This is a genomic window from Streptomyces sp. ID05-26A (assembly GCF_033794685.1).
Lineage (GTDB): Bacteria > Actinomycetota > Actinomycetes > Mycobacteriales > Pseudonocardiaceae > Lentzea.
Genome location: NZ_JARAYZ010000001.1, coordinates 1,985,993 through 2,006,999 on the forward strand (window position 1 = coordinate 1,985,993; position 21,007 = coordinate 2,006,999).

Here is a 21,007-nt window from a genome sequence, read left to right on the forward strand (position 1 = left end):
CGGCCTGCGCTTGTCCACCTCTACTGATTCATTTATCGGAAATGAAATGCTGGCCCGCTGGGCTGGAATGCTTCACTCGATCAGGTGATGCTTGGCATGGCTTGGCGGTGTCGGCGGGTAAGAAGTAGCTCGGTTGGTCGCTCTTTCGATATCGGGTGTGGTGCCCGAACGAGTGATCGGCACACAAGACAACCCCGCTCTGTTAGTTCGAATTCACCCGGAGTCACCCCTGAGACGCGAAAATCGAGTCGCATTCGACGTCCTCGCGCAGGCCCTGGCGCAGTGTCATGCGGATCGAGTCACCGGAGCGTTGCGCATCGTGGGCAATGCGGGTGGGCTGTTTCATTTGCGCGACGGCGCGGTGATCTCGGTGGAAAGCCCTGGTTCGCCCGGAGTGGAGTCGTTGTTGCTCAGCTCCGGCCGGATCGGGGAAGAGGACTGGACCGCGGCTCTCGTGGAGAGCGTCGAGACGCGGTCGCTGCAGGCGGCGCTCGTGGGGCGCGGGGTCATCGGCGCGGCCGAGCTCCAAGGTCTGGTGATGGATGGTGTGCAGGACGGGGCTTTTGCCGTGGCCGTCGGTGAGATCGAGCAGCACGTCGTCGACGAGGGCAGCGATCCACCGCTGTTACCTGCGGCGGAGGGTGTCGCGCCGGATCTGCTGCTGGCGGCCACCGGTCGCCGGCTGGAGGCGATCGCCTCGTTCTCGCTGTCGCCGTACCGGGACCGCGTGGTGCCCGGCGATGGTGCGGACGAGGCTTCGACCGCGCAACGGCGGGAGATCGTCGCGCTCGCCGACGGGCGGCGGACCGCGCGGGACCTGGCGTTCGCGCTCGGACGGAGTCTCTACCCGGTCACCGTCGAGATCGCCCTGATGCTCGCTGATGGACTGCTCGAAATCGCCCCGCCCGCGACGTCTTTTCGATGTACGCACTGGGGACTGGCCGCGCTGCGCCCTCGGGCGGAAGTCCGGCCGGATCTCGGAATCTCCCTGAAGTCTTCGGAGGTGTGATGTTTGTCCTGAGCGGTTCGACATTTCCGATTCTGAAAGGGAGTGAATTGGACTACGACGCTCTGAGCGCCGAGCTGCGCAAGCTTCGCGAGAACGTCGCCGGAGTGACCGACACGGTCATCGCCGCGTCCGACGGCATTCCCATCGTCGCCGACGTGGCGAAGAACATCGATCCCGCCCACATCTCCGCGCTGGCCGCCGCCGACCTCGGCATCGCGAGGCAGGCGGCCGAGGTCATCGGCCTGGGCACGCTCAGTCAGACGGTGGTGTTCGGCAGCGAGGGCTACATGGCCGTGTACGCCATCGGCAGGTTGTCACTGATGGTCGTGCTCGGGGACAAGGGGCTGAACCTCGGGCGGCTCCTACACGAAACGCGGCCCGTGATCGAACGGGTCGGCGCGATTCTGACCGCGTAGACGCGCCCCGCGCGAAATTGGTCGCAGCACATGTCCACGATCGGTTCATGGCTCTCGTCAATGATGCCTTCCTCGTGGAGGCAGATCCGCACACGACCGAGGCACGGCAAATCGGATGCGCCGCCTTGGTCACCAGACGACATAGGGAAGTGGAGTTTGATGAACATCGATACCGCGTTGAAAGAGGCCATGTCCATCTCCGGCGCTGTCGGTGTCGCGCTGGTCGACTACGACAGCGGAATGTCGCTCGGCACCAGCGGCGGAGGCGACTGGCTCAACCTCGAGATCGCGGCGGCCGGGAACACCGAGGTCATCCGCTCCAAACTCCGGGTGATGCAGTCGCTCGGGTTGAGCGACAGCATCGAGGACATCCTGATCACGCTCCACCGGCAGTACCACCTGATCCGGTTGATGGGCGGCGTGAAGAACCGGGGTTCGCTCTTCCTCTACCTGGTGCTGGAGAGGGACAACGCGAATCTCGCGCTGGCCCGGCACCAGCTCAAGCGAATCGAAGCCGATCTGATCGTCTAGATCGTAGGAACACCTCGTTGAATGCCGAAGGCCCTCTCGTCCGAGAGGGCCTTCGGCATTCAACGAGTTCAGTCGACCGGCAGGCCCCACGGCCGGCGGTCCAGCTCGACCCAGCCGCCACCGCGTGCGAGCGCAGCGCGCACACCGGCCACGTGCTCGGCGAACGACGCCAGGTCGCCGTGCAGCAGTTCGGCGCGCTCGACGTCCAACGGATGTGTGTCGTCGTGCCACAGGTCGACCGCGAACGAGGCGACGAACGACAGCGACTGCAGGAGTTGCAGCAGCGCGACGGAAGGGCGCGGGTTCTCGTCGAGGTAGGAAAGGCGGATCTCCTCGCACACGGCGAGCAGCGATCGGACCTGACGGATGGCGTCGGCCGGCGTGCCGTTCCACGACGGGTCCGGCCACACGCGGTCGCTCAGCTCCAGCCAGAGCCGCCAGCCCGTGGCGAGTTCCTCGTCGTCTGCAGGAGACCACTTACCCATGCATCCACTGTGCATGCGCGAGCAACAAGAGTCTCGTGACGATGACGCACGCCACGGCAACCGATGCGCCACACATACGTCCTGTAGCGCATGACGCGTAGCTGGCAAGGGCAAAGCGTGAAGAGCCTCGCGAGAGGGCTCGCCCTGGGCGTGGTCCTCACGGTGCTCGCCCTCCCCGCACTCCAGTACGAGATCACCGACCACGCGAACCTGCTGACCCGCGTGCTGGCCTACGGCTTCCTGCTCGTGCCCGTCGCGGTCGTCACGGTGCTGAGGAGCGACTTCCCGGTCACGCACACGACCGGGCTGGTCGCGGGTGCGACGGTGGTGCTGGCGAGCACGGCGCAGACCTACACCGGCACGCCGATGCCCTACGTGTGGCTCGCGGCGGCGACCCTGTTCGGGTGCGCCGCCGCGAGGATCATGCGGAACGAAAGGCTTACGCCTTCACCTTCTCCGGTTCCGGTTCATCGGAGTTGAGCGAGTCCAGCAGCACGTCCCGCTCGGTGGAGGGCTCCTTCTTCAGGAAGCCGATCGACAGGTAGAGCACCAGCGAGAGCAGCAGTGGCCACGACACGAGCACGCCCTTGGTGACCCAGGCGGCCTTGTTGATCTGCTCGATGTACAGGAACGCCCACATGCCGAGGCCGCCGACGACCGAGGCGATCGCCGCGGTCGAGCCGATCCTGCGGAACCACGGCAGCAGGCCGAGCATCAACGGGATCGCGATCGGGCCCATCGTGGCGGCGACCAGGTCGACCACCACCTTGAGCACGAAGCCCTGGCCTCCCGAGGCGATCGCGATGATCATGCTTATGCCGATGAAGGCGAACGTCGTGATGCGGGCCAGCTTCAACTGGTTGTCCGCCGAGAACGTCTTCACCTTCTTCCACAGGTGCGGCAGCATGTCGCGGTTGATTACCGCGGCGATGACGTTCGCGTCCGACGACACCATGGCCATGGTGTGCGAGAAGAAGCCGGCCAGGACCAGACCGATCATGCCGGCGGGCAGCATCTGCTTGCCCATCTCGATGTAGGCGTTCTCCGCCTGCGCGCCCTCGAGGCCCGGCACGATCAGCGGCGCCGCCCACATCGGGAAGAACAGGACGAGCGGCCACACGAGCCACAGCGCGGACGAGAGCAGCGCGGAGCGCTTGGCCGCGAAGCCGGACGGCGCGGCCATGTAGCGCTGCGCCAGGTTCCACATGCCGCCGTTGTACTCGAGCGTCTTGATCAGGAAGAGCGCCATGAGGAACGTCGACGTGTAGGGGCCCGCCAGCGGGTCGCTGTGGCTCTCCGGGAGCTTGTCCCAGATCGTCACCGGGAAGTCCCAGCCGAGCGTGCTGGCGACGGCGAAGAGCATCGCGAAGCCCGCGGCCGCCTGGATGATGAACTGGCCGAAGTCGGTGAGCGCGTCGGCCCACAGGCCGCCGAGCACGGAGTAGACCATCGTGACCAGGCCGATGATGATGATGCCCCAGGTGATGGGGACGCCCGCGAAACCGCGGAGCAGGATCGAGACGGCCGCCCACTTGGCGGCGATGTCGACGACCTTGAGCAGCGCGCCGGCGTAGGCCATGACCTGCTGGGTGGGCACGTTGTACCGCTTGGCCAGGTACTCGAGCGGTGACTTGACGTCGTGCTTCGCGCGCAACCGGTTCCACCTCGGCGCGAACAGGAACGCACCGATGCCGACGCCGATGCCGATGGTCAGCGACCACCAGACGTAGACGGTGAGTCCGAGCCGGTACGCCTCAGAGGCGAACGCCACGAACATGACGGCGCTGTAGCCCGACATGTGGTGGGAGATGCCCGACAACCACCACGGCATCTTGCCGCCTGCCGTGAAGAAGTCGGCGATGTTGTGGACTCGCCCGCGCGACCAGAGCCCGATCCCGACCATCACGAAGAAATAGCCGACAACCACGATCCAATCGAGGGTGCCCATGTGACCTCCTTGCGTGCACACACGTGTGCCCGCGAGAGCACCAGGCCTCATGGCGGCGGAACCTGGCACATCCGCACGGGATATGTGACGTAGGTCTTACGAGACTGTTGCCCCGCGGCGGAAGACTTTGGGCGGTCTTGAATCACATTCGTGACCCTTGTTCATCCACGTGAACCGTCTTGGCGTCTTGTCACCCCCGATCCCATTGCCTGACCCATTCCGCGTCACGCGGAAGAGGGAACGCCGTCACTCCTCTGGAAGCACGAACGGAGGTGCTGATGCTCCCGTCCAGCCGGCCTGCTCCCGGCGTCGCGCTGATCGATCCCGTGCCGCTCTACCGCGAAGGTCTGTCCGCCCTGGTCAGACGCACTTCCGGCCTGCGCTGGCTCGGCTCTACCGGCGATCCGCACGCGGCCGTTCGCCTGCACGAACGCCTGCGTCCCGACGTGCTGCTCATCGACTCCGTGCTCGACCCGGTGGGCCATCTGGCCCGCCTGCTGGTGGAGCGCGACCCGACCCTTCTCGTCATCGGACTGGTCCGCGACGCCCACTCGCACGCCAACTACGTCACGACCGTGCTGGAGGCGGGTGTCCGCGGCGTCGTGCCGCGCAGCGCCCAGCCGGAGCAGATCGTGCGGGTGATCGCCGAAACCTGCCGTTCACGTGGCTACGTGCACCCCGACCTGCGACCGAAGGAACGGCCGACGCTGACCAAGCGCGAGTACGAGGTGCTCACGCTGATCGCGGAGGGCCTGGAGAACCAGCAGGTGGCGAAGGAACTGATCGTCTCCGTGGAGACCGTGCGCACCCACGTGAAGGGCATCCTGCGCAAGCTCAGCGCCCGCGACCGCACGCACGCGGTCTCCCTCGCCTACCGCTCGGGCCTGCTGATCGGCCGCCCGGCCGTGCTCGAGTAGGTGGCGCCGTCCGAAACGGCGCTCAATCCTCCGGATCCGCCATCTCGCCCGCGCGGGCGCACATCCGGTTCCCGAGTGCCCCGCACGCGTCTGACCGGCTCTCATGCCCGATTCAGGCCACGCGGAGGAGTGTCTGTTTCGCCACCAGTGGGTGGTCGGCCTTGCCGGGGTTACTGTCGGGTAATACTCTGTTGTTACCGGTCAGTAGGCGACCCCGCCGCGACCCTGAGGAGTGAGCTGACGAGATGGGCCACTACAAGAGCAACGTCCGGGATCTCGAGTTCAACCTGTTCGAGGTCTTCAACGTGCAGGACCACCTCGGCACGGGGCCGTTCGAGCAGTCCGACGAGGACACGGCGCGCAGCGTGCTGGCCGAGGTCAAGAACCTCGCGGAGGGTGTCCTCGGGGACTCCTTCGTCGACGCCGACCGCAACCCGCCGGTGTTCGACCCGGCAACGCACTCGGCCACGCTGCCGGAGTCGCTGAAGAAGTCGTACCAGGCGGTGTGGGACGGCGAGTGGTATCGCCTGTTCCTGCCGAACGAGCTGGGTGGCTTCGGCACGCCGCCGTCGGTCACGTGGGCCGCTTCCGAGCTGCTGCTCGGCGCGAACCCGGCCGTCTACATGTACCTGGCGGGTCCGAGCTTCGCGACGGTCGTCTACAACAACGGCACCGAGCGCGACAAGCAGTGGGCTCAGCTGATGATCGACCGCGGCTGGGGCGCCACGATGGTGCTGACCGAGCCGGACGCCGGTTCCGACGTCGGCGCCGGCCGCACCAAGGCCTTCAAGCAGGAGGACGGCTCCTGGCACATCGACGGCGTGAAGCGCTTCATCACGTCCGCCGACCAGGACCTGACCGAGAACATCATGCACATGGTGCTCGCGCGTCCCGAGGGCGACGGCGTCGAGGCGAGGCCGGGCACCAAGGGCCTGTCGCTCTTCCTGGTGCCGAAGTTCCACTTCGACCCGGAGTCCGGTGAGCTGGGCGAGCGCAACGGCGCCTTCGTCACCAACGTCGAGCACAAGATGGGCCTCAAGGCGTCCACCACGTGCGAGCTGACGTTCGGCCAGCACGGCGTGCCCGCCAAGGGCTGGCTGCTGGGCGAGGTGCACGACGGCATCGCGCAGATGTTCGACGTCATCGAGTACGCCCGCATGATGGTCGGCACCAAGGCCATCGCGACGCTGTCGACCGGTTACCTGAACGCGCTGTCCTACGCCAAGGAGCGCGTGCAGAGCGCCGACCTGACGCGCATGACGGACAAGACCGCGCCCCGCGTCACCATCACCAACCACCCGGACGTCCGCCGCAGCCTGATGCTGCAGAAGGCGTACGCCGAGGGCCTGCGCGCCGTGTACCTCTACACCGCGACGCAGCAGGACAAGGTGATGCTCGGCGGCGACGACGCCAAGCTCGCGGCCCAGGTCAACGACCTGCTGCTGCCGATCGTCAAGGGCGTCGGCTCGGAGCGCGCGTACGAGCAGCTCGCGCAGTCGCTGCAGACGCTCGGTGGTTCGGGCTTCCTGCAGGAGTACCCGATCGAGCAGTACATCCGCGACGCGAAGATCGACTCGCTGTACGAGGGCACCACGGCCATCCAGTCGCTGGACTTCTTCTTCCGGAAGATCATCCGCGACAAGGGCCAGGCGCTCACCTTCATCAACGGCGAGATCCAGAAGTTCCTCGACAACGAGGGCGGCAACGGTCGTCTCAAGGAGGAGCGGGCGCTGCTCAAGCAGGGTCTCGAAGACCTGCAGGGCATGCTCGGCGCGCTGGTCGGCTTCCTGACCACCTCGCAGGAGGACGTCCGCAACCTCTACAAGGTCGGCCAGAACTCGGTCCGCCTGCTGATGACCGCGGGTGACGTCCTCGTCGGCTGGCTGCTGCTGCGCCAGGCCGAGGTCGCGCTGGAGAAGCTCGGTGGCACGCCGTCCGCCAAGGACAAGGCGTTCTACGAGGGCAAGATCGCGGTGGCGTCGTTCTTCGCGAAGACCGTGCTGCCGGAGCTCACCTCGCGTCGCAAGATCGCGGAGTCCACGGACAACGCACTGATGGACATCGACGAGAACGTCTTCTAGGACGTCTCGACGACAACGGGGCCGTACACCTCCTGCCCGAGGTGAACGGCCCCGTTTTCATTGCCTCACAACGAAAGCACGACCGGTCCGACCGCGGCACCGATGTTCAGCGCGGCGGTCGCGTAGGAACCGGCCATCGTGGGCGCGCCCGACGCGTGGTGCAGCACGCGCGCGATCACCGTGCTGCCGACCGCGAACGACACCGCGCCGAGCACGAACACCAGCGACAGCAACAAGATCGGCTCTCGGCCGAGCACGTCGAGGCTCAGCCAGCCGACGAGCACCACCGGCCCGCCGAGTGCCACGACGGGACGCGGCGAGTGGTCAGCGAGCCTGCCGCCGACGTGGACTCCGACGAACGACCCGATGCCGAACAGCACCAGCGCGACCGGCACCCACCACTCGCCCAGTCCGGCCACATCGGTCACCACCGGGGCGAGGAAGGTGAAGTGGCCGAACGTCACCGCGTTCACGAGGACCGCGAGCGCGATGACGAGCAGGAGCCTCGGCTTGCCGAGTTCGGCGAGCTCCGGCCTCAACGCGGGTGGCGCGACCCGTTCCCGGCGCGCCGGAATCCCTTTGAGGACACCGATCGCCGCCGGCACGCAGAGCACGGCGACCGCGAGGAACGTGGCACGCCAGCCGAACGCGGTGCCGAGCAACAACCCTCCCGGCACACCGGCGATCACGGCCACCGTCGTGCCGGCCAGCAGCACGGCGAGCGCCCGTCCACGGCGTTGCGGAGGGACGAGCGAGGCAGCCGTTGTCAGTGCCACGGCGAGAAATCCGGCGTTCGCGAGTGCGGCGAGCACCCTGGACGCCAGCAACACCGCGAAACTCGTCGTGACGGCACCGACGACGTGTGCGGCCAGGAAGACGGCGACGAACCCGAACAGGCTCAGGCGCGGTGACCAGTTGCGGGCGACGACCGCCATCAACGGTGCGCCGACGGCCATGCCCGCGGCGAACGCGGACGTGAGCAGACCGGCGGTGCCCACCGGTACGCCGAACTCGGCCGCGATGGACGGCAACAGCCCGGCGAGCATGAACTCAGAGGTGCCCATGGCGAACACGGCCAGGGCGAGCAGGTACAGCGAAAAGGGCACGGAGGAGCTCCGAGGGACGAAGGGTTTTCGGGGCTGACGGCTAAACCGCAGACCCGACCCTGGATGCCTCAGGACTCGACATGATCGGCACGCTAGCGCGATCACCTCACACGATGCAGCTTGATTTCGTTGTCAGTTGACACTCGCTCGTTCGGAATCAAAGATTGGCTGGTGTTCCTGTACCTGCTCATCACGTGTGCGATCGTCGGCGTCGTGGCGCTCGCGGCGATCGTCCTGCGGCGCCTCAGGACCCGGCAGGTGCGCCAGGACGGGCTGTGGTTCGGGTACCAGCAGCACATGAACGAACTGCGCGCAGCGTCGCCGGAAGCCGAACTGGCGACGGTCGCGCGGGTGTACCAACGAGCGGGGAGCGGCACCAAGGCCGTGATCGTGTGGCAGCGGACGGAAGTCGAGCAGGACTGCTGGTTCGAGGGAGCGAGCCCGAATCCCGGTGATCTCCTGCTGCTGCGCGGAAGCCCCGGCTGGGGGCCGGACTCCGCCAGTCCCAACGTCCTCTACGTCGCGCCGGGACAGGTCCTGTCGTCCATGACGGTGGAGGCGCGGGCGGCCGCGGCCCGGCATCTGCACAGGCTCGCGGCCACCGGGGTCACTCCTTGAGAGCGCGCGCCGCGGCGAAGCAGTAGATGCCGAACGCGGCGATGCCGATCGCCACCGCGGACAGCAGGAACATGCCGTAAGGCTGTGCCGCCAGCGTCTTCAGCGCCTTGTCCATGCCGCCGGACTGCTGGGGATCCGCGTTGATCGCGGCGAGTCCGACGAGGACACCGATCACGCCGTACGCGGTGCCCTTGCCGATCCAGCCGATCCGGCCGACCGGCTCGATCCACTTCGGGGCCTTGCCCATGTCGAGGTCCTTCTCGAAGGACTTCTTGATCCCCTTGTAGATGATCACGCCCGCGATGGCCAGTATGCCGATCGCCACCGCGCCGACGAGGAACTGGCCGGCGGGCAACGCGAGCACCTGCGCCGTGAGTTCCTGTTGCTGCTGGTTCTGGTCGCCGCCACCACCGGAGCCGGTCGCGTACTTGAACGCACCCAGGGCGATACCGGTCGCGGTCACGGCGCGGGCAGCGGAGCCGATGCGCTTGGAGATGCGCTTCCGCTTCTTGCCGATGTACGTGTAACCGACGAACGCCAGGAGCAACTGCCACAGGGCGAAGCACACGAGGCCGATGCCGAGCGTCCACAGCAGCCACACGCCGCCCTGGGCGATGTCGCTCACCGCGCCCTTCGAGTCGGCCTGTTCGGAGTCACCGAACGCGACCTGGATCGCGAGCCACGCCACCAGGACGTGCACGACCCCGTACAACACCATCCCCGCGCGCCCCAGCGTCTGGACGGCGGGGTGTCTTCGCGCCTCATGCGCAACAGTGGCCACGAACGGGTGAATACCCGCGCGTGGCCACTGTGAATCCGCGATTTTCTCAGCCGCCGGGCGGCGGCTCACAGACGATCTTGAGCTGCGGGTCGTAGCGGACCGTGCGCGTCTCGACGCGGGGCGCGCCGCCCCGGCGGTCGATGATCGTGCGGGTGTCCGTCACCGAGAAGCCGGGAACGCCGTTGGTCGGCGAGCACCCGGCCTTGTTCACCTTCCGCTCAGTCGGCTGGGTGGGGTTGAACTCGCCACTCGTGGACCCGGTGACGTCGTAGTTCTTGGTGCCCCACAGGACGACCTTGATCGAGGAGCCCGTCCAGATCGTCTGGATCGCGACGCCCGTGTCGTCCGGGTTCGTGAACGCGACGTCGATCAGGCTGTTCCCCGCGCCGTCCATGAACACGGTGGCCTCGCGGCCCTTCGGGTACCGCGTGATCCAGTAGCTGTGCTCCTTGTGGCCCGCGTCCTTCATGCCCGCGTAGTAGTACGCGTTGTAGAGCGTGGTCGCGAACTGCGAGATACCGCCACCGACCGCCTTGCCGGGGATGCCGTTCTCGATGATGCCCGATTCGACGTAGCCCTGCGCGGTGCCGCGGGGGCCGGTGAACTTGTTGAGGCTGAACGTCTCCTTGGGCTTCACGATCGCGCCGTTGACCTTCTGGGCCACGACCCGGATGTTGACGCCCGAGGCGGCAGAGAAGTCATTGGTCTGGAACTCGCCGATGATCTCCTTGATGCCCATCTTGTTCGCCTGCTCGGTGGTGACCTTCGCGGGCGTGTGCTTGTACTCGAACTTGACCTCGCGCGCGTCCGTCTTCTTCAGCGTGTCGAAGTAGGGCTGGAGGTTCTTGTCCCAGTCGAGGTCGAGGCCGTCCACCGAGGGCTTGACCGTCGGCCTGCCGCCCTCGAAGACGATCTCGGCGTCCTTGCCCTGCTTGACCGTGTCCTTGAGCTGCGGCGTCGTGACCTCGGCGAGCTTGTCCTTGTTCGGCGTGACGTTCAGCGCGCCACCGTCACCGGGAGCGAAGGCCAGCGTGGAGCCGATCTGCTCCGGCGTGAGCGTCGCGTCCTTGCCCTCGCCCTTGATGACGACCGGACCGGACACCGCGGTCTTCACGACGTCGTTGAGCGCCTTCTCGACGCCCTCCTTGGTCGTCTTGACCGGGGTGAAGTCCATCGGGACCTCGACCGGGTTGCCAGAGGCCCAGTTCGCGACGACCGAGCCCACGGCGTCCTCGGCCTTGAGCTTCTGGCCGTCGTGCGGCTCGACCGCGACGGGCGTCGCGCCCTCGAACTTGATGGTGCCCTCGACCGGGTCGTGGTCGAGCTTGGGGCGCAGGGCCTCGAGCGCGCCGGCGACCTTCGCGTCGTCCGCCTTCGTCGCGACACCGACCTCGCGGCTGGTGAAGAACGAGGTGACGCGCGTGAACGGGCTGAGCGGCTGGCTGCCGGCACGTTCGATCGTGCTGTTCCAGTCGAGCTCCAGACCCGCGGCCTTGGGGTCGAGCTCGGACGTGACGTCGCCGGCCTTGAGCGCGACGGGCTTGTCCAGCCGCGGGCCGATCTCGTCACGGAGCTTCTTCTCGGCCTCGTCGTGGCCCATGCCGCCGACGTCGACGCCCGCCACTGTCACGCCGCGCGGCACGTTGCCGCTGGAGACGAGGATGTCGAGGCCGTAGAGCAGGCCGAAGGCGCCGACCACGGCCGCGGCCACGATCAACGCCTTCTTCTTCGTGTTCTTCGGCTGGGCCTCGTCCTCGCCCGGCTCGATCATCACGGGCCCGTAGACGCCGGAGTCCTCCGGGCGCGGCTCGGGCTGCGGCTCCGGCGGCGCCACCGGCTTCATGTACTCCGTGGCGGCCTCGCCGGCCGGGAACCCGACACCGGGCACCGCCGCGGTGATGGTCGGCTCGCTCGAGTCCGGCTCCTCAGACGGCCACGCCTCGGTCGAGGCGTCCACCTGGACCGGAGTCATCTTGGTCGTCTGCTCCGAGGACGTGCCGCCGGGACCCACCGGAGGCATCGCTCTCGTCTTGTCAGCGTCGTACGGCACAGCTCTCCCCGTTGCCCTGTCTCCTGAGGTGGCCCATGTGTGTGTAGCTATCAGGCGTCGATCACGAACCGGCGCTCATAGGTACAGACCAGTACCGTGTTCGGTGAGCTCCGTCGCCACCGCGTGCAGATCGCGTTCCCTCATCACGAGATACGTGGTGCCGTGCACCTCGACCTCAAGCTGATCTTCCGGGTTGAACATCACCCGGTCGCCGACCTTCACGTGGCGCACGCTGGTACCGACTCCGAACACATCACCCCACGCCAACCGCTTCGCCATCTGGGCCGTAGCGGGGATCACGATGCCTCCGCTGGAACGCCGCTCGCCGTCCTCGGGCGAGATGCGGACCATCACACGGTCGTACAGCATCTGGATCTCGAGCTTGACATCAGGCACCAGCAGAGTCTACGTGCCCTGCTGACCATCCTCGTCCATGCCGCCCATCAGCAGCGGAAGCCTGGTAGGTGCATCGGCAACAACTCGAACGGGGACACCCCAGTCCTGCCTGGTCAGGCGGCAGACCGGGTGTTCGTCGGCAGGATCGTCACTGCAACTGGCGGCCTGCGCTACGACGTGCAGAACGCCGTTCGTGACCTGATCGTTGATCCGCAACGCCCGTACCAGTTCGGTGGTGACGCCCGCGCCCTCGAGAATCAGCTCCGGGGGTGAGCTGGTGATCTCCAGACGCGTTGAGGGGCCATACCTTTCGTCCAGCTTCGTCCCTTTTGGAGGGGTGAAGACGACGGCCAGTTCGAACTCCCCGGCGGCGATGTCGGTGGACGGCCGCTTCACCTCGTGGGCGGCGCCGTCGATCTTCACGGCGGCCGCCGTGAAGCGTTCGAGCCGGTGCGCCGCGCTCGCGACCACGACGAGCTCGTTGTCGACGACGAGCGCGTCGGACGGCTCGGCGACGTCCGTGGCGATGGTGGTCAGGGTGTTCGTCTCAGGGTCGAAGCGCCTGATCGCGTTGTTGTAGGTGTCGCTGATGGCGACGGAGCGGTCCGCGAGGACCGTGACGCCCAGCGGGTGCTGCAGCAGGGCCTCGTCCGCGTCGCCGTCCTTGTGCCCGAACGAGAACAGCCCCTTGCCGATGACGGTGTGGACCTCGCCGTTCTCGAGGTACCGCAACGCGCTCGTCTCGGAGTCGACCATCCACAGCCGATCGCCGTCGGCCGCGAGCCCGGACGTCTGCGCGAAGAACGCACCGTCCGCCGGCCCGTCGTTGATGCCCTCGACGGTGGTGCCCGCGAGACGGCGCACGGTGCCGGCCTCCGGGTCGAAGAAGCTCAGCGTGTGGTTGCCGGCCATCGCGATGGCGACGCCACCGTTCCACCACGCGACGTCCCACGGGCTGGTCAGCTCGATCTTGTCGGCAGGCCCGTTGGTCTCGCCGTCACGCCACTGCTCACCGGTGCCCGCGAGCGTGGTGACCTCACCGGTGTCGAGGTCGAGGCCGCGCAGGAGGTGGTTGACCGTGTCGGCGACGACGACCCGGTTGGTGCCCGGCACCAGCGTGAGCCCGGCGGGCTCGGAGAAGGTCGGGGTCAAGCCGTCCTGACGGCCGCGTTCGCCGGTGCCGATGCGGCGGATCACCGTCTCGCCGTCGGCTTCGAGCTCCACGATGCTGTGGTGCGCCGAGTCGCTGACCAGGATCGTGTTCTGCGGCGTGACGATGGCCTTGGCGGGGAAGCGCAGCGTGGTGTCCGCCGGTTCCGGCGCCTGGTACGGCCCCTGCCCGCGGTGCAGCGTGCCCTTCTCGTCGTGCTCCTCGACCAACTCCCTGATGATGGTCCTCAGAGCCTCGACATGCCCCTCACCAGCGGCGACGTGCACGACGTAACCCTCGGGGTCGATGAGGTCCAGCGTCGGCCAGGCCTTCACGGCGTAGTTCTGCCACGTCGTGAGCTCCGGGTCGTCCAGCACCGGGTGGTGCACCTCGTACCGTTCGACGGCGGCCTTCAGCGCCTCCGGGTCAGCCTCGTGCACGAACTTGGGCGAGTGGACGCCGATGGTGACGAGGACGTCCTCGAACTCCTTCTCCAGCGGCCGCAGCTCGTCGAGGACGTGCAGGCAGTTGATGCAGCAGAAGGTCCAGAAGTCGAGCAGCACGATCTTGCCGCGCAGGTCCTTGAGGCTGATCTGCTCGCCGCCGGTGTTCAGCCAGCCGCGTCCTACCAGCTCAGGGGCTCGGACACGGGCACGGCGCTTCACAGTCGTCACGGCGGTATCCAACACTGTGGACGGTCGCGCTGTTCCTGCGTCCATCAGGTGAGAAGGACGGCCTTGAGGTCGGCGACGCTCTGCCTCCACTGCGGGCCGTACTCCGTCTCGTCCCACAGCTCGACCAGTTCCGACTCCGGCGCCAGCACGCGGTCCAGAGCGCTGACGGCGAGCGGCCGGAGGTCTGCCGAGAAGACCGGCAGCGGCTTCTTCGGCGCGTACGAGGTGGTGATCGGGGTGCCTGCCGGGAGCTGCGCGGCGATCAACGCGGCCGAAGCCAGCGCCTTGCAGGCCTCGTAGCTGTCGAGGTACTCGTCCGACTCGATCGTGTCGGTCAGCGCCGACCGGACGAGCGTCTCGCGCTCGGTTTCCAGCGCGTCGTCCAACGAGCCGGAGAAGTCCGCGGCGGTGTCGTTGTCGAAGTGTCCGATGTCCCAGGTTCCCATGGCGGTGATCATGACATCAGGCACCGACAATTCCGGGCAGCTTCAAGCCCGGCTTCTCGCCCTCGTCGAACACCGGTGCCTTGGTGATCACCGCCTCGGACAGGTCCACCTCTCCGCCGGCGAACCTGGCGCCGCGGAACGACACCTCGCCGCCGTTGAACTCCGCGCCCTCGAACTTCACGCGGCCCGCGCGGAACTCGGCTCCCTCGAACGTCACACGGGCGCCGTCGAACGACGCGCCGCCGAACCACACCTCGCCGCCGCTCACCACCATGCCGTCGAACGAGATCCAGCCGCCGGGGAAACGGGCCAGGCTCAGGAAGAACCTGCCGGAGGGCAGGTGGATGCCGGAGAAGTCAGCGGACCGCAGGACGGCGCGAACCAGGTCGAAGTCGTTGCCCTGCCAGCTGAACGGCGCGTCGGCGCGCAGGTGGCGGGAGATCACGGAGGTGATCGCGAGGCGCACCTCGGACTCCGCGTCGAGGTACCACTGCGACTCCACCGACGGCTCGTACGGGATGCGCAGGTACGAGCACAGCACGTCGATGCAGACCTGGCGTTGTTCCGGCCATTCGTCGGCTAGGGACGCCAGGGCGTAGATGCCCGCGAGGCGAACCGTCGGGGCCTCGTTGCCGATCTGGTTGCAGGCGGCGCCGAAGCGTTCGTTGAGCAGCTTCGAGCGTTCGCGGGTCTCGGCGGACTCGCTGATGCGCTGTTTGCGGTAGGCGACGACGAGTGCGACGACACCGCCGACGCCCGCCACGACGGTCAGGGCGACCTTGATGATGTCCAATCTCGACGACGACGCGGCTGGGAAACCCAAGGCGGCCCACAGGAGTGCTGCGGACGACGCAAAGACGGCTAGGCCGATCAGCACCACCAGGCCGACGTGCCTCTTGATTGACCAGAGCAGGCCGGAGTCCACGGTGGTGGACGTTAGCGGCGAGTCCCGCTCAGCGGGACGGAATTGACCGGAACCCGGTGCCTGCCCTCATGATGGAACGCAGACCGCCCGTCTGAACCTTTTCGCCGTGATCGGCGTAGAGGACGCCGGGAGGTGCGTGATGGTGGAGTACCTGGTGATCGGTGCAGGTCCGGCGGGCTTGCAGATGGGGCGGTTTCTACACCGTGCGGGTCGCGACTACCTGATCGTCGAGGCGGGGCCAGAGCCCGCGGGCTTCTTCCGGACGTTCCCGCGGCACCGGGTGCTCTCGACCGACGACAACTCGCTGTTCGAGGGCGTGCCGTTCGCGCGCTACAGCAAGCGGTCCTTCCCCGGCGCGGACGACCTGGTGCGCTACCTGGAGGACTTCGCGCGGCCGTTGAACATCCGCTACAACACGCGGGTCGACGACCTGGGGCAGTACCCGGCACGGCACGTCGTCGTCGCGACCGGCAAGAAGCCCCACGTGCCCGGCATTCCGGGTGTCGAGCACACCGAGACGTACGCGAGCGCGAGCACCGACCCGACCGAGTACGCGGGGAAGCGGGTGCTGATCATCGGACGCGGGCCCAGTGCGTTCGAGACGGCGGACAACATCGCGTCCACGGCACGGCTCACGCACACCGTCGGGCGGTCGGTGCTGCGGATCGTCAAGGACGGCAACGAGTTCGTCGCGACGATCGACGGCACCGGCGACCTGCGGTACGACAAGGTCGTCGTGTGTGCGGGGTTCCGCAGGGACACCGCGCTCGACGGTCCGGACGTGCACGTGCTCGCGGGTGACTCGATCAAGGCGATCCGGCACGCCGCCAGGGCGTTGCACCGGTCTCTGGAGGCCGAGCACCACGGGGTGCCGTGGCCGCACCGCCGGTTGCGCAGCCGGCCGGACGCACTGGCGGCGACGATCGCGACGCGGGCCAGCGAGATCCCGGACGGACTGGCCGATGTCGTTGTGACACAAGGACAACATGCGTTGCTCTACGACGAGATGCCGACGACCGAACGGCGCGGGTTCGTCGTCACGAGCACGCAGGTGAGGCACTACCGGCGCAACGAGCTGATCGCCGTCGAGCGCCGGTTGCACCGCAAGCCGCTGGAGAGGTTCTTCTCGCAGCAGCTCGCGGTGCCCTGCATTTCCTAGACGGGCAGCGTGCGCGCGAGGAACTGAGCGGACACGTCCCAGGCGCGGTCGGCGGCGTCTTTGTCGTACCAGGGGCCGAGGTGGTTGAGGAACGCGTGACCCGCGGCCTCCAGGTGCATCTCGGCACCCTCGTGCGACTCCACCGCGTCGACGACCTTCTGGTAGCCGGTGATGAACGCGTCCTCGGTGCCGAAGACGAACTGGATCGGGCACGACACCTGGTCGAGCGCGCCGATCTGGTCCGGCACGCCCGAGCCGTAGAACGACACGGCGGTGTCCGGGTCGGAGGCAGTGGCCGCGGCGTAGGCCAGGGTGCCGCCGAGGCAGAAGCCGAGCACGCCGACACCGCCGGTGACCTCGGGCAGACCGCGCAGGTACTGCACCGACTTCACGACGTCCTGCACGGCGAGCGGGAAGTCGAGGTTACCGACGACCTCCATGGACTTCGCGATCCCGGCCTCGTCGTGCTCACCGACCCAGCCCGGCTGGAAGCGGTGGAACAGCTCGGGCACGGCCACGACGTAGCCGAGCGCGGCGAGCTTCTCCGCGATGCCGCGCAGGTACCCGTCCAGGCCGAAGATCTCCTGGATCAGCACGATGCCGGGGCCGGAACCGGACTCCGGGAGCCACAGCGGCAACGGCATGTCGTCAACTCGATGGGTCATGCCCTGATCTTGCCTGAATGGGCTGGTGGGGGGTCGCATTCGGGTCCTGCCGCGTCTACGCTGTGGGCCGGTTCGTAAGGGGATCTTGGGGGATTTCATGAGACGGCTATCAGTCGTGCTCGTCGGCACGCTCGTGTTGGTCGGGGTTCAGACGACAGCGGCGCAGGCACAGCCGGCGCCGGCGGCGCAGCAGGCGGTGGACGAGGGCACCACCTTCGTCCCGATGGCCCCGCGCCGGGTGCTCGACACCCGCAACGGCACCGGCAACGGCGGCAGCACGCAACCGGTGGAGCACGGCCTGCAGCTGAACCTCTCCGGAACGCTGCCCGCCACCGCGACGGCAGTGGTGCTGAACCTGACCGGCACCCAGCCCACGGCGGACACCTACATCCGGGTGTCGCCGGTCAACTACAACGTGCCGAACATCTCGAACCTCAACCTGGTCACCGGTGAGACGAGGGCCAACCAGGTCACCGTCCCCGTGGCGGCGGACCAGAAGATCTACCTGTTCAACAACGTCGGCACCACTCACCTGATCGCGGACGTGGCCGGCTACTACACCCGCGACACCACCGGGGCGCGGTTCGCGACGACGCCCCCGACCCGGGTCATCGACACCCGCCAGACCAGTGCCGTCGGCCCCGGCGCGTCGATCGACGTGAGCCTCGCCGCTCTGCTGCCCTCCTCGGCCCGCTCCGTGACCTTCAACCTGACCGGCACCGAGCCGACGGCGAGCACGCACGTGACCGCGCACCCGACGGGCTCGCCCCGTCCCGACGCGTCGAGCCTCAACCTGTCACCCGGCCAGACCTCGCCCAACCTCGTGACGGTCTCGCTCGGCACCGACCGCAAGGTGACGCTGTACAACAACCTCGGCAACACCCACCTGATCGTCGACGTGGTCGGCTACTACGCGACGGACCGCGGGCACAGGTTCTTCCCCGTGGCCCCGGTGCGCACCTACGACACCCGCACGGAGACGGCAGGGCCGCCCGGACCGGGTCAGTCCAGGGCCGTCGACCTCGCCAAGAGGATCGCGCCCACAGCGGCCGCGGCGGTGCTGAACCTGACTGCCGCCGCGCCGACGTCCGACAGCTTCATCACCGCGCACTCGTCCAACATCGCGCGTCCGGCCACGTCGAACCTGAACCTGACCGCGGGGCGTGACACGGCGAACGGTGCGGTGGTCGCGCTGCAGAACGACGCGTGGATCAACCTGTACAACAACCAGGGCCGGACGGAACTGATCGTCGACATCGCGGGCTTCTTCGGCACGCCGGCGCCGTGCGAGGCCGACTGCCTGTACGGCTGGGGCGGGTACGAGACCGGCTACGGCCCGACGCCTGCGCGCCGTCCGTGGCTGTCCGGCATCACCTCGGTCGACACGAGCGCCTACAACACCCTCGCGTTGAAGTCCGACGGCACCGTGTGGTCCTGGGGCGAGAACGGCTACGGCCAGCTCGGCACGGGCGGCACCGGCGGCCGTTCGACCGTGCCGCTGCGGGTGCACGCGCTCACCGGCGTGACCGCGGTCGCCGCGGGCACCTGGACCAACTACGCGTTGAAGTCCGACGGCACCGTCTGGGCGTGGGGCTGGAACGAGGCGAGGCAACTCGGCACCGAATACTCGGGCGACTCCAACACCCCGTTGCAGGTGTACGGCCTCACCGGCGTCACGGCCATCGCCGCCAGCCACCAGGGTGCGTACGCGCTGAAGTCGGACGGCACCGTGTGGGCGTGGGGCAACGACGTGTGGGGCGGCCGGGGCAACGGCACCTGCCCGACGGGCTACGTCTGCCCGCCCGGCACGCCGCTGAAGGTGGCCCTGCCGCTGCCGGGAGGCACCAAGATCACCGCGATCGCGGCGGGCTCGTCGGAGACCGGTTACGCGCTGCGCTCCGACGGCACGGCGTGGGCGTGGGGACGCAACTGGGCAGGCGAGACGGGCACCGGCGCACCGCCGCGCTCGAGCGTGAGCCCGACGCAGGTGGTCGGACTCACCGGTGTGGTCTCGATCGCCGGCGGTGACGAGGTCGGGTACGCCACCACCTCCGACGGCAAGGTGTGGGCCTGGGGCAACGACTACTGGGGCGTGCTGGGCACGGGAACCTCGTGCGCCGACCCCGAGTTCTGCAAGTCGAACGTCCCCGTCGAGGTCAAGGGCCTGACCGGCCCCGTCACGATCGAGAGCGGCGGCGGGACGACGCTCGCCGTCAAGCCCGACGGTTCCGTCTGGGCCTGGGGTCGCAACGACGACGCGGGCAACCTGGGCAACGGCACCACGGACACCTGCAACGAGTTCCCGCTGACCCCGGCCTGCCGGGCGAGCACTCCGGTGCGGACCACGATCAGCGGTGTGCGCGACGTCGCCGCCAGCGGATTCGGGATGTACGCGGTCGTCCAGGGCTAGTCGGGCGAACCACTGGTGAAGGCCCTCGGCGCTGCGGCGCCGGGGGCCTTCCCGTTTCCGGTCCGAGTGCGGGAAAGCGCTCGTGCGACGCGAGGTCCCTGCCCGATAATCAGCCCCATGATCAGGTTGATCGCGACCGACCTCGACGGCACGCTGCTGCAACCGGGCGGGGTGCTGAGCGATCGCACCCGAGCCACGCTCCACGCCGTCGACGCGGACGTCGTGGTCGTCACGGCGCGGCCGCCCCGGTTCGTGCAGGACCTGGACCTGACCGGCACGGCGATCTGCTCCAACGGCGCGATGCTCTACGACCTGACGAACCGCGAGGTCACGCACGCGCAGACAGTGCCGCTCGACGTCGTGCGCAAGGTGTCCGAGGCGTTGGCCGAGGTGATCCCGAACGTCGGCATCGCGGTCGAGACCGGGCTGGAAGTGCTGTCGGAGCCCGGTTTCCAGGGTTTCGGGCCGAAGAATCCACACAGGACACTGGAGTTGCTCGAGCACGTCCTCGACGAGGCGCACCAGGTCGTGCAGATGCTCGCGTGGGCGCCGGACGCCGAGTCCGACCACATGATGGAGATCGCGCGCGAGGCCGTCGGGCAGCACGTGTCGGTGACGCACTCGGGTGGGCTCGGGTTGCTGGAGATCAGCCCGCCGGGCGTGTCGAAGGCCGCCACTCTCGAATCCCTGTGCAACACAAGGGGAATCGGCAAGCACGAGGTCGTCGCGTTCGGGGACATGCCGAACGACCTGTCGGTGCTCGGGTGGGCCGGCACGGCGTACGCGATGGGCAACGCGCACCCGCTCGTGAAGCAGGCCTGCACCAACCACGCGCCGCCGAACACCGAGGACGGCGTCGCGCAGGTCCTCGAAAGCCTGTTCAGGCTCTAACGACGAGGCACCGAGGTGGGACCGGCCACCTCGGCACCCAGCGCGATCACCCGTTGCCGCAACTCGCGGTCAGCGGTCACCACCGTCACGACGCGTCCGGCGCCCTCGGCCCGCACGACCTCGACGATCGTGTCGTCACCCTCGCCGGGAGCGGAGACCACGCGGACGTCGTCGACGGAGGAAACTTTGCGCGCCTTGCCCTCCACGACCAGGACGACCTCCTCGTCACGGCCGCGCAGGGCGTCGCGGAGGCGTTCGGCCGCGGCCGCCCGGTCACGCCACCACCCGTCCGGGACCGATCCCACGACGTTGGCGGCGTCGACCACGAGCAGCGGCTTCACGCCTCCAG

The 21,007-nt window shown here is 68.0% G+C and carries 20 protein-coding genes and 1 pseudogene; 10 read left to right on the top strand and 11 right to left on the bottom strand.

The features are described from left to right. The first annotated feature begins 157 nt into the window (after positions 1–157). From PV646_RS09840 to PV646_RS09850, 3 genes are all read left to right on the top strand, one after another. Positions 158–1,009: a MarR family transcriptional regulator gene (locus PV646_RS09840; protein WP_500341117.1), complete on the top strand. Its 852-nt coding sequence runs from the start codon at positions 158–160 to the stop codon at positions 1,007–1,009. A 47-nt stretch (positions 1,010–1,056) separates the two neighbouring features. Next, positions 1,057–1,425 carry a roadblock/LC7 domain-containing protein gene (locus tag PV646_RS09845; RefSeq protein ID WP_500341118.1) on the top strand — a complete coding sequence of 123 codons (369 nt, stop codon included), beginning with the start codon at positions 1,057–1,059 and terminating at the stop codon, positions 1,423–1,425. A 159-nt stretch (positions 1,426–1,584) separates the two neighbouring features. Beyond that, complete coding sequence (locus PV646_RS09850) at positions 1,585–1,956, top strand: hypothetical protein (protein WP_170176301.1); 372 nt, start codon at positions 1,585–1,587, stop codon at positions 1,954–1,956. A gap of 68 nt (positions 1,957–2,024) precedes the next feature. On the opposite strand, the gene PV646_RS09855 is transcribed toward PV646_RS09850, so the two are convergent. Then, positions 2,025–2,441, bottom strand: coding sequence for a hypothetical protein (locus PV646_RS09855; protein ID WP_500341119.1), 417 nt, complete (start codon positions 2,439–2,441; stop codon positions 2,025–2,027). A 117-nt stretch (positions 2,442–2,558) separates the two neighbouring features. On the opposite strand from PV646_RS09855, the gene PV646_RS09860 reads away from it, so the two are divergent. Beyond that, the gene (locus PV646_RS09860) at positions 2,559–2,921 is read left to right on the top strand and encodes a hypothetical protein (protein WP_500341120.1); all 363 of its coding nucleotides are present in this window, start codon (positions 2,559–2,561) and stop codon (positions 2,919–2,921) included. Here the strand turns inward: PV646_RS09860 and PV646_RS09865 are convergent. Then, complete coding sequence (locus PV646_RS09865; RefSeq protein WP_500341121.1) at positions 2,881–4,389, bottom strand: sodium:solute symporter family protein; 1,509 nt, start codon at positions 4,387–4,389, stop codon at positions 2,881–2,883. The two genes, PV646_RS09860 and PV646_RS09865, sit on opposite strands and share 41 nt — an antisense overlap. Before the next feature lie 278 nt (positions 4,390–4,667). Between PV646_RS09865 and PV646_RS09870 the strand changes: the two genes are divergently transcribed. Beyond that, on the top strand, positions 4,668–5,306 hold the full coding sequence (locus tag PV646_RS09870; RefSeq protein WP_500341122.1) for a LuxR C-terminal-related transcriptional regulator: 639 nt from the start codon (positions 4,668–4,670) through the stop codon (positions 5,304–5,306). A gap of 245 nt (positions 5,307–5,551) precedes the next feature. After that, positions 5,552–7,387: an acyl-CoA dehydrogenase gene (locus PV646_RS09875; protein WP_500341123.1), complete on the top strand. Its 1,836-nt coding sequence runs from the start codon at positions 5,552–5,554 to the stop codon at positions 7,385–7,387. Positions 7,388–7,464: 77 nt separating this feature from the next. Here PV646_RS09875 and PV646_RS09880 read toward each other — a convergent pair. After that, positions 7,465–8,493, bottom strand: a pseudogene (locus PV646_RS09880) (Cmx/CmrA family chloramphenicol efflux MFS transporter); the annotation flags it as partial. 171 nt (positions 8,494–8,664) lie between these two features. Between PV646_RS09880 and PV646_RS09885 the strand changes: the two are divergent. Further along, positions 8,665–9,111 carry a hypothetical protein gene (locus tag PV646_RS09885; RefSeq protein WP_500341124.1) on the top strand — a complete coding sequence of 149 codons (447 nt, stop codon included), beginning with the start codon at positions 8,665–8,667 and terminating at the stop codon, positions 9,109–9,111. Here PV646_RS09885 and PV646_RS09890 read toward each other — a convergent pair. The 6 genes from PV646_RS09890 to PV646_RS09915 all read right to left on the bottom strand — a co-directional run bounded on the left by PV646_RS09890 (position 9,101) and on the right by PV646_RS09915 (position 15,533). Further along, a complete protein-coding gene (locus PV646_RS09890; protein ID WP_500341125.1) occupies positions 9,101–9,892 on the bottom strand; it encodes a DUF1206 domain-containing protein in 792 nt (263 codons plus the stop codon). The two genes, PV646_RS09885 and PV646_RS09890, sit on opposite strands and share 11 nt — an antisense overlap. Positions 9,893–9,938: 46 nt before the next feature. Beyond that, a complete protein-coding gene (locus PV646_RS09895; protein ID WP_500341126.1) occupies positions 9,939–11,942 on the bottom strand; it encodes a VanW family protein in 2,004 nt (667 codons plus the stop codon). Positions 11,943–12,017: 75 nt separating this feature from the next. Further along, on the bottom strand, positions 12,018–12,311 hold the full coding sequence (locus PV646_RS09900) for a GroES family chaperonin (RefSeq protein WP_084401587.1): 294 nt from the start codon (positions 12,309–12,311) through the stop codon (positions 12,018–12,020). A 36-nt stretch (positions 12,312–12,347) separates the two neighbouring features. Then, positions 12,348–14,153: an NHL domain-containing thioredoxin family protein gene (locus tag PV646_RS09905; protein ID WP_500342351.1), complete on the bottom strand. Its 1,806-nt coding sequence runs from the start codon at positions 14,151–14,153 to the stop codon at positions 12,348–12,350. A gap of 53 nt (positions 14,154–14,206) precedes the next feature. Continuing rightward, positions 14,207–14,608 carry a DUF4259 domain-containing protein gene (locus PV646_RS09910; protein WP_500341127.1) on the bottom strand — a complete coding sequence of 134 codons (402 nt, stop codon included), beginning with the start codon at positions 14,606–14,608 and terminating at the stop codon, positions 14,207–14,209. A 16-nt stretch (positions 14,609–14,624) separates the two neighbouring features. Continuing rightward, complete coding sequence (locus tag PV646_RS09915) at positions 14,625–15,533, bottom strand: pentapeptide repeat-containing protein (RefSeq protein ID WP_500341128.1); 909 nt, start codon at positions 15,531–15,533, stop codon at positions 14,625–14,627. A 106-nt stretch (positions 15,534–15,639) separates the two neighbouring features. On the opposite strand from PV646_RS09915, the gene PV646_RS09920 reads away from it, so the two are divergent. Then, positions 15,640–16,692 carry an NAD(P)-binding domain-containing protein gene (locus PV646_RS09920; protein WP_500341129.1) on the top strand — a complete coding sequence of 351 codons (1,053 nt, stop codon included), beginning with the start codon at positions 15,640–15,642 and terminating at the stop codon, positions 16,690–16,692. Here PV646_RS09920 and PV646_RS09925 read toward each other — a convergent pair. Continuing rightward, a complete protein-coding gene (locus PV646_RS09925) occupies positions 16,689–17,357 on the bottom strand; it encodes a dienelactone hydrolase family protein (protein WP_500341130.1) in 669 nt (222 codons plus the stop codon). The genes PV646_RS09920 and PV646_RS09925 overlap by 4 nt on opposite strands. A 97-nt stretch (positions 17,358–17,454) precedes the next feature. Between PV646_RS09925 and PV646_RS09930 the strand changes: the two genes are divergently transcribed. Both PV646_RS09930 and PV646_RS09935 read left to right on the top strand, forming a co-directional pair. Next, positions 17,455–19,767, top strand: a complete 2,313-nt coding sequence (locus tag PV646_RS09930) for an RCC1 domain-containing protein (protein ID WP_500341131.1) — start codon at positions 17,455–17,457, stop codon at positions 19,765–19,767. 117 nt (positions 19,768–19,884) lie between these two features. Next, positions 19,885–20,658: an HAD family hydrolase gene (locus PV646_RS09935; protein ID WP_500341132.1), complete on the top strand. Its 774-nt coding sequence runs from the start codon at positions 19,885–19,887 to the stop codon at positions 20,656–20,658. Here PV646_RS09935 and PV646_RS09940 read toward each other — a convergent pair. Further along, positions 20,655–20,999: an NTP pyrophosphohydrolase gene (locus PV646_RS09940; protein WP_500341133.1), complete on the bottom strand. Its 345-nt coding sequence runs from the start codon at positions 20,997–20,999 to the stop codon at positions 20,655–20,657. The genes PV646_RS09935 and PV646_RS09940 overlap by 4 nt on opposite strands. Positions 21,000–21,007 lie beyond the last annotated feature (8 nt).

Bases quoted from the DNA above. Each gene is read 5' to 3' on its own strand.
- PV646_RS09935 (WP_500341132.1), top strand. From the start codon at position 19,885: ATGATCAGGTTGATCGCGACCGACCTCGACGGCACGCTGCTGCAACCG.
- PV646_RS09900 (WP_084401587.1), bottom strand. From the start codon at position 12,311: ATGCTGTACGACCGTGTGATGGTCCGCATCTCGCCCGAGGACGGCGAG.
- PV646_RS09910 (WP_500341127.1), bottom strand. From the start codon at position 14,608: ATGGGAACCTGGGACATCGGACACTTCGACAACGACACCGCCGCGGAC.
- PV646_RS09875 (WP_500341123.1), top strand. From the start codon at position 5,552: ATGGGCCACTACAAGAGCAACGTCCGGGATCTCGAGTTCAACCTGTTC.
- PV646_RS09930 (WP_500341131.1), top strand. From the start codon at position 17,455: ATGAGACGGCTATCAGTCGTGCTCGTCGGCACGCTCGTGTTGGTCGGG.
- PV646_RS09870 (WP_500341122.1), top strand. From the start codon at position 4,668: ATGCTCCCGTCCAGCCGGCCTGCTCCCGGCGTCGCGCTGATCGATCCC.
- PV646_RS09855 (WP_500341119.1), bottom strand. From the start codon at position 2,441: ATGGGTAAGTGGTCTCCTGCAGACGACGAGGAACTCGCCACGGGCTGG.
- PV646_RS09925 (WP_500341130.1), bottom strand. From the start codon at position 17,357: ATGACCCATCGAGTTGACGACATGCCGTTGCCGCTGTGGCTCCCGGAG.
- PV646_RS09850 (WP_170176301.1), top strand. From the start codon at position 1,585: ATGAACATCGATACCGCGTTGAAAGAGGCCATGTCCATCTCCGGCGCT.
- PV646_RS09865 (WP_500341121.1), bottom strand. From the start codon at position 4,389: ATGGGCACCCTCGATTGGATCGTGGTTGTCGGCTATTTCTTCGTGATG.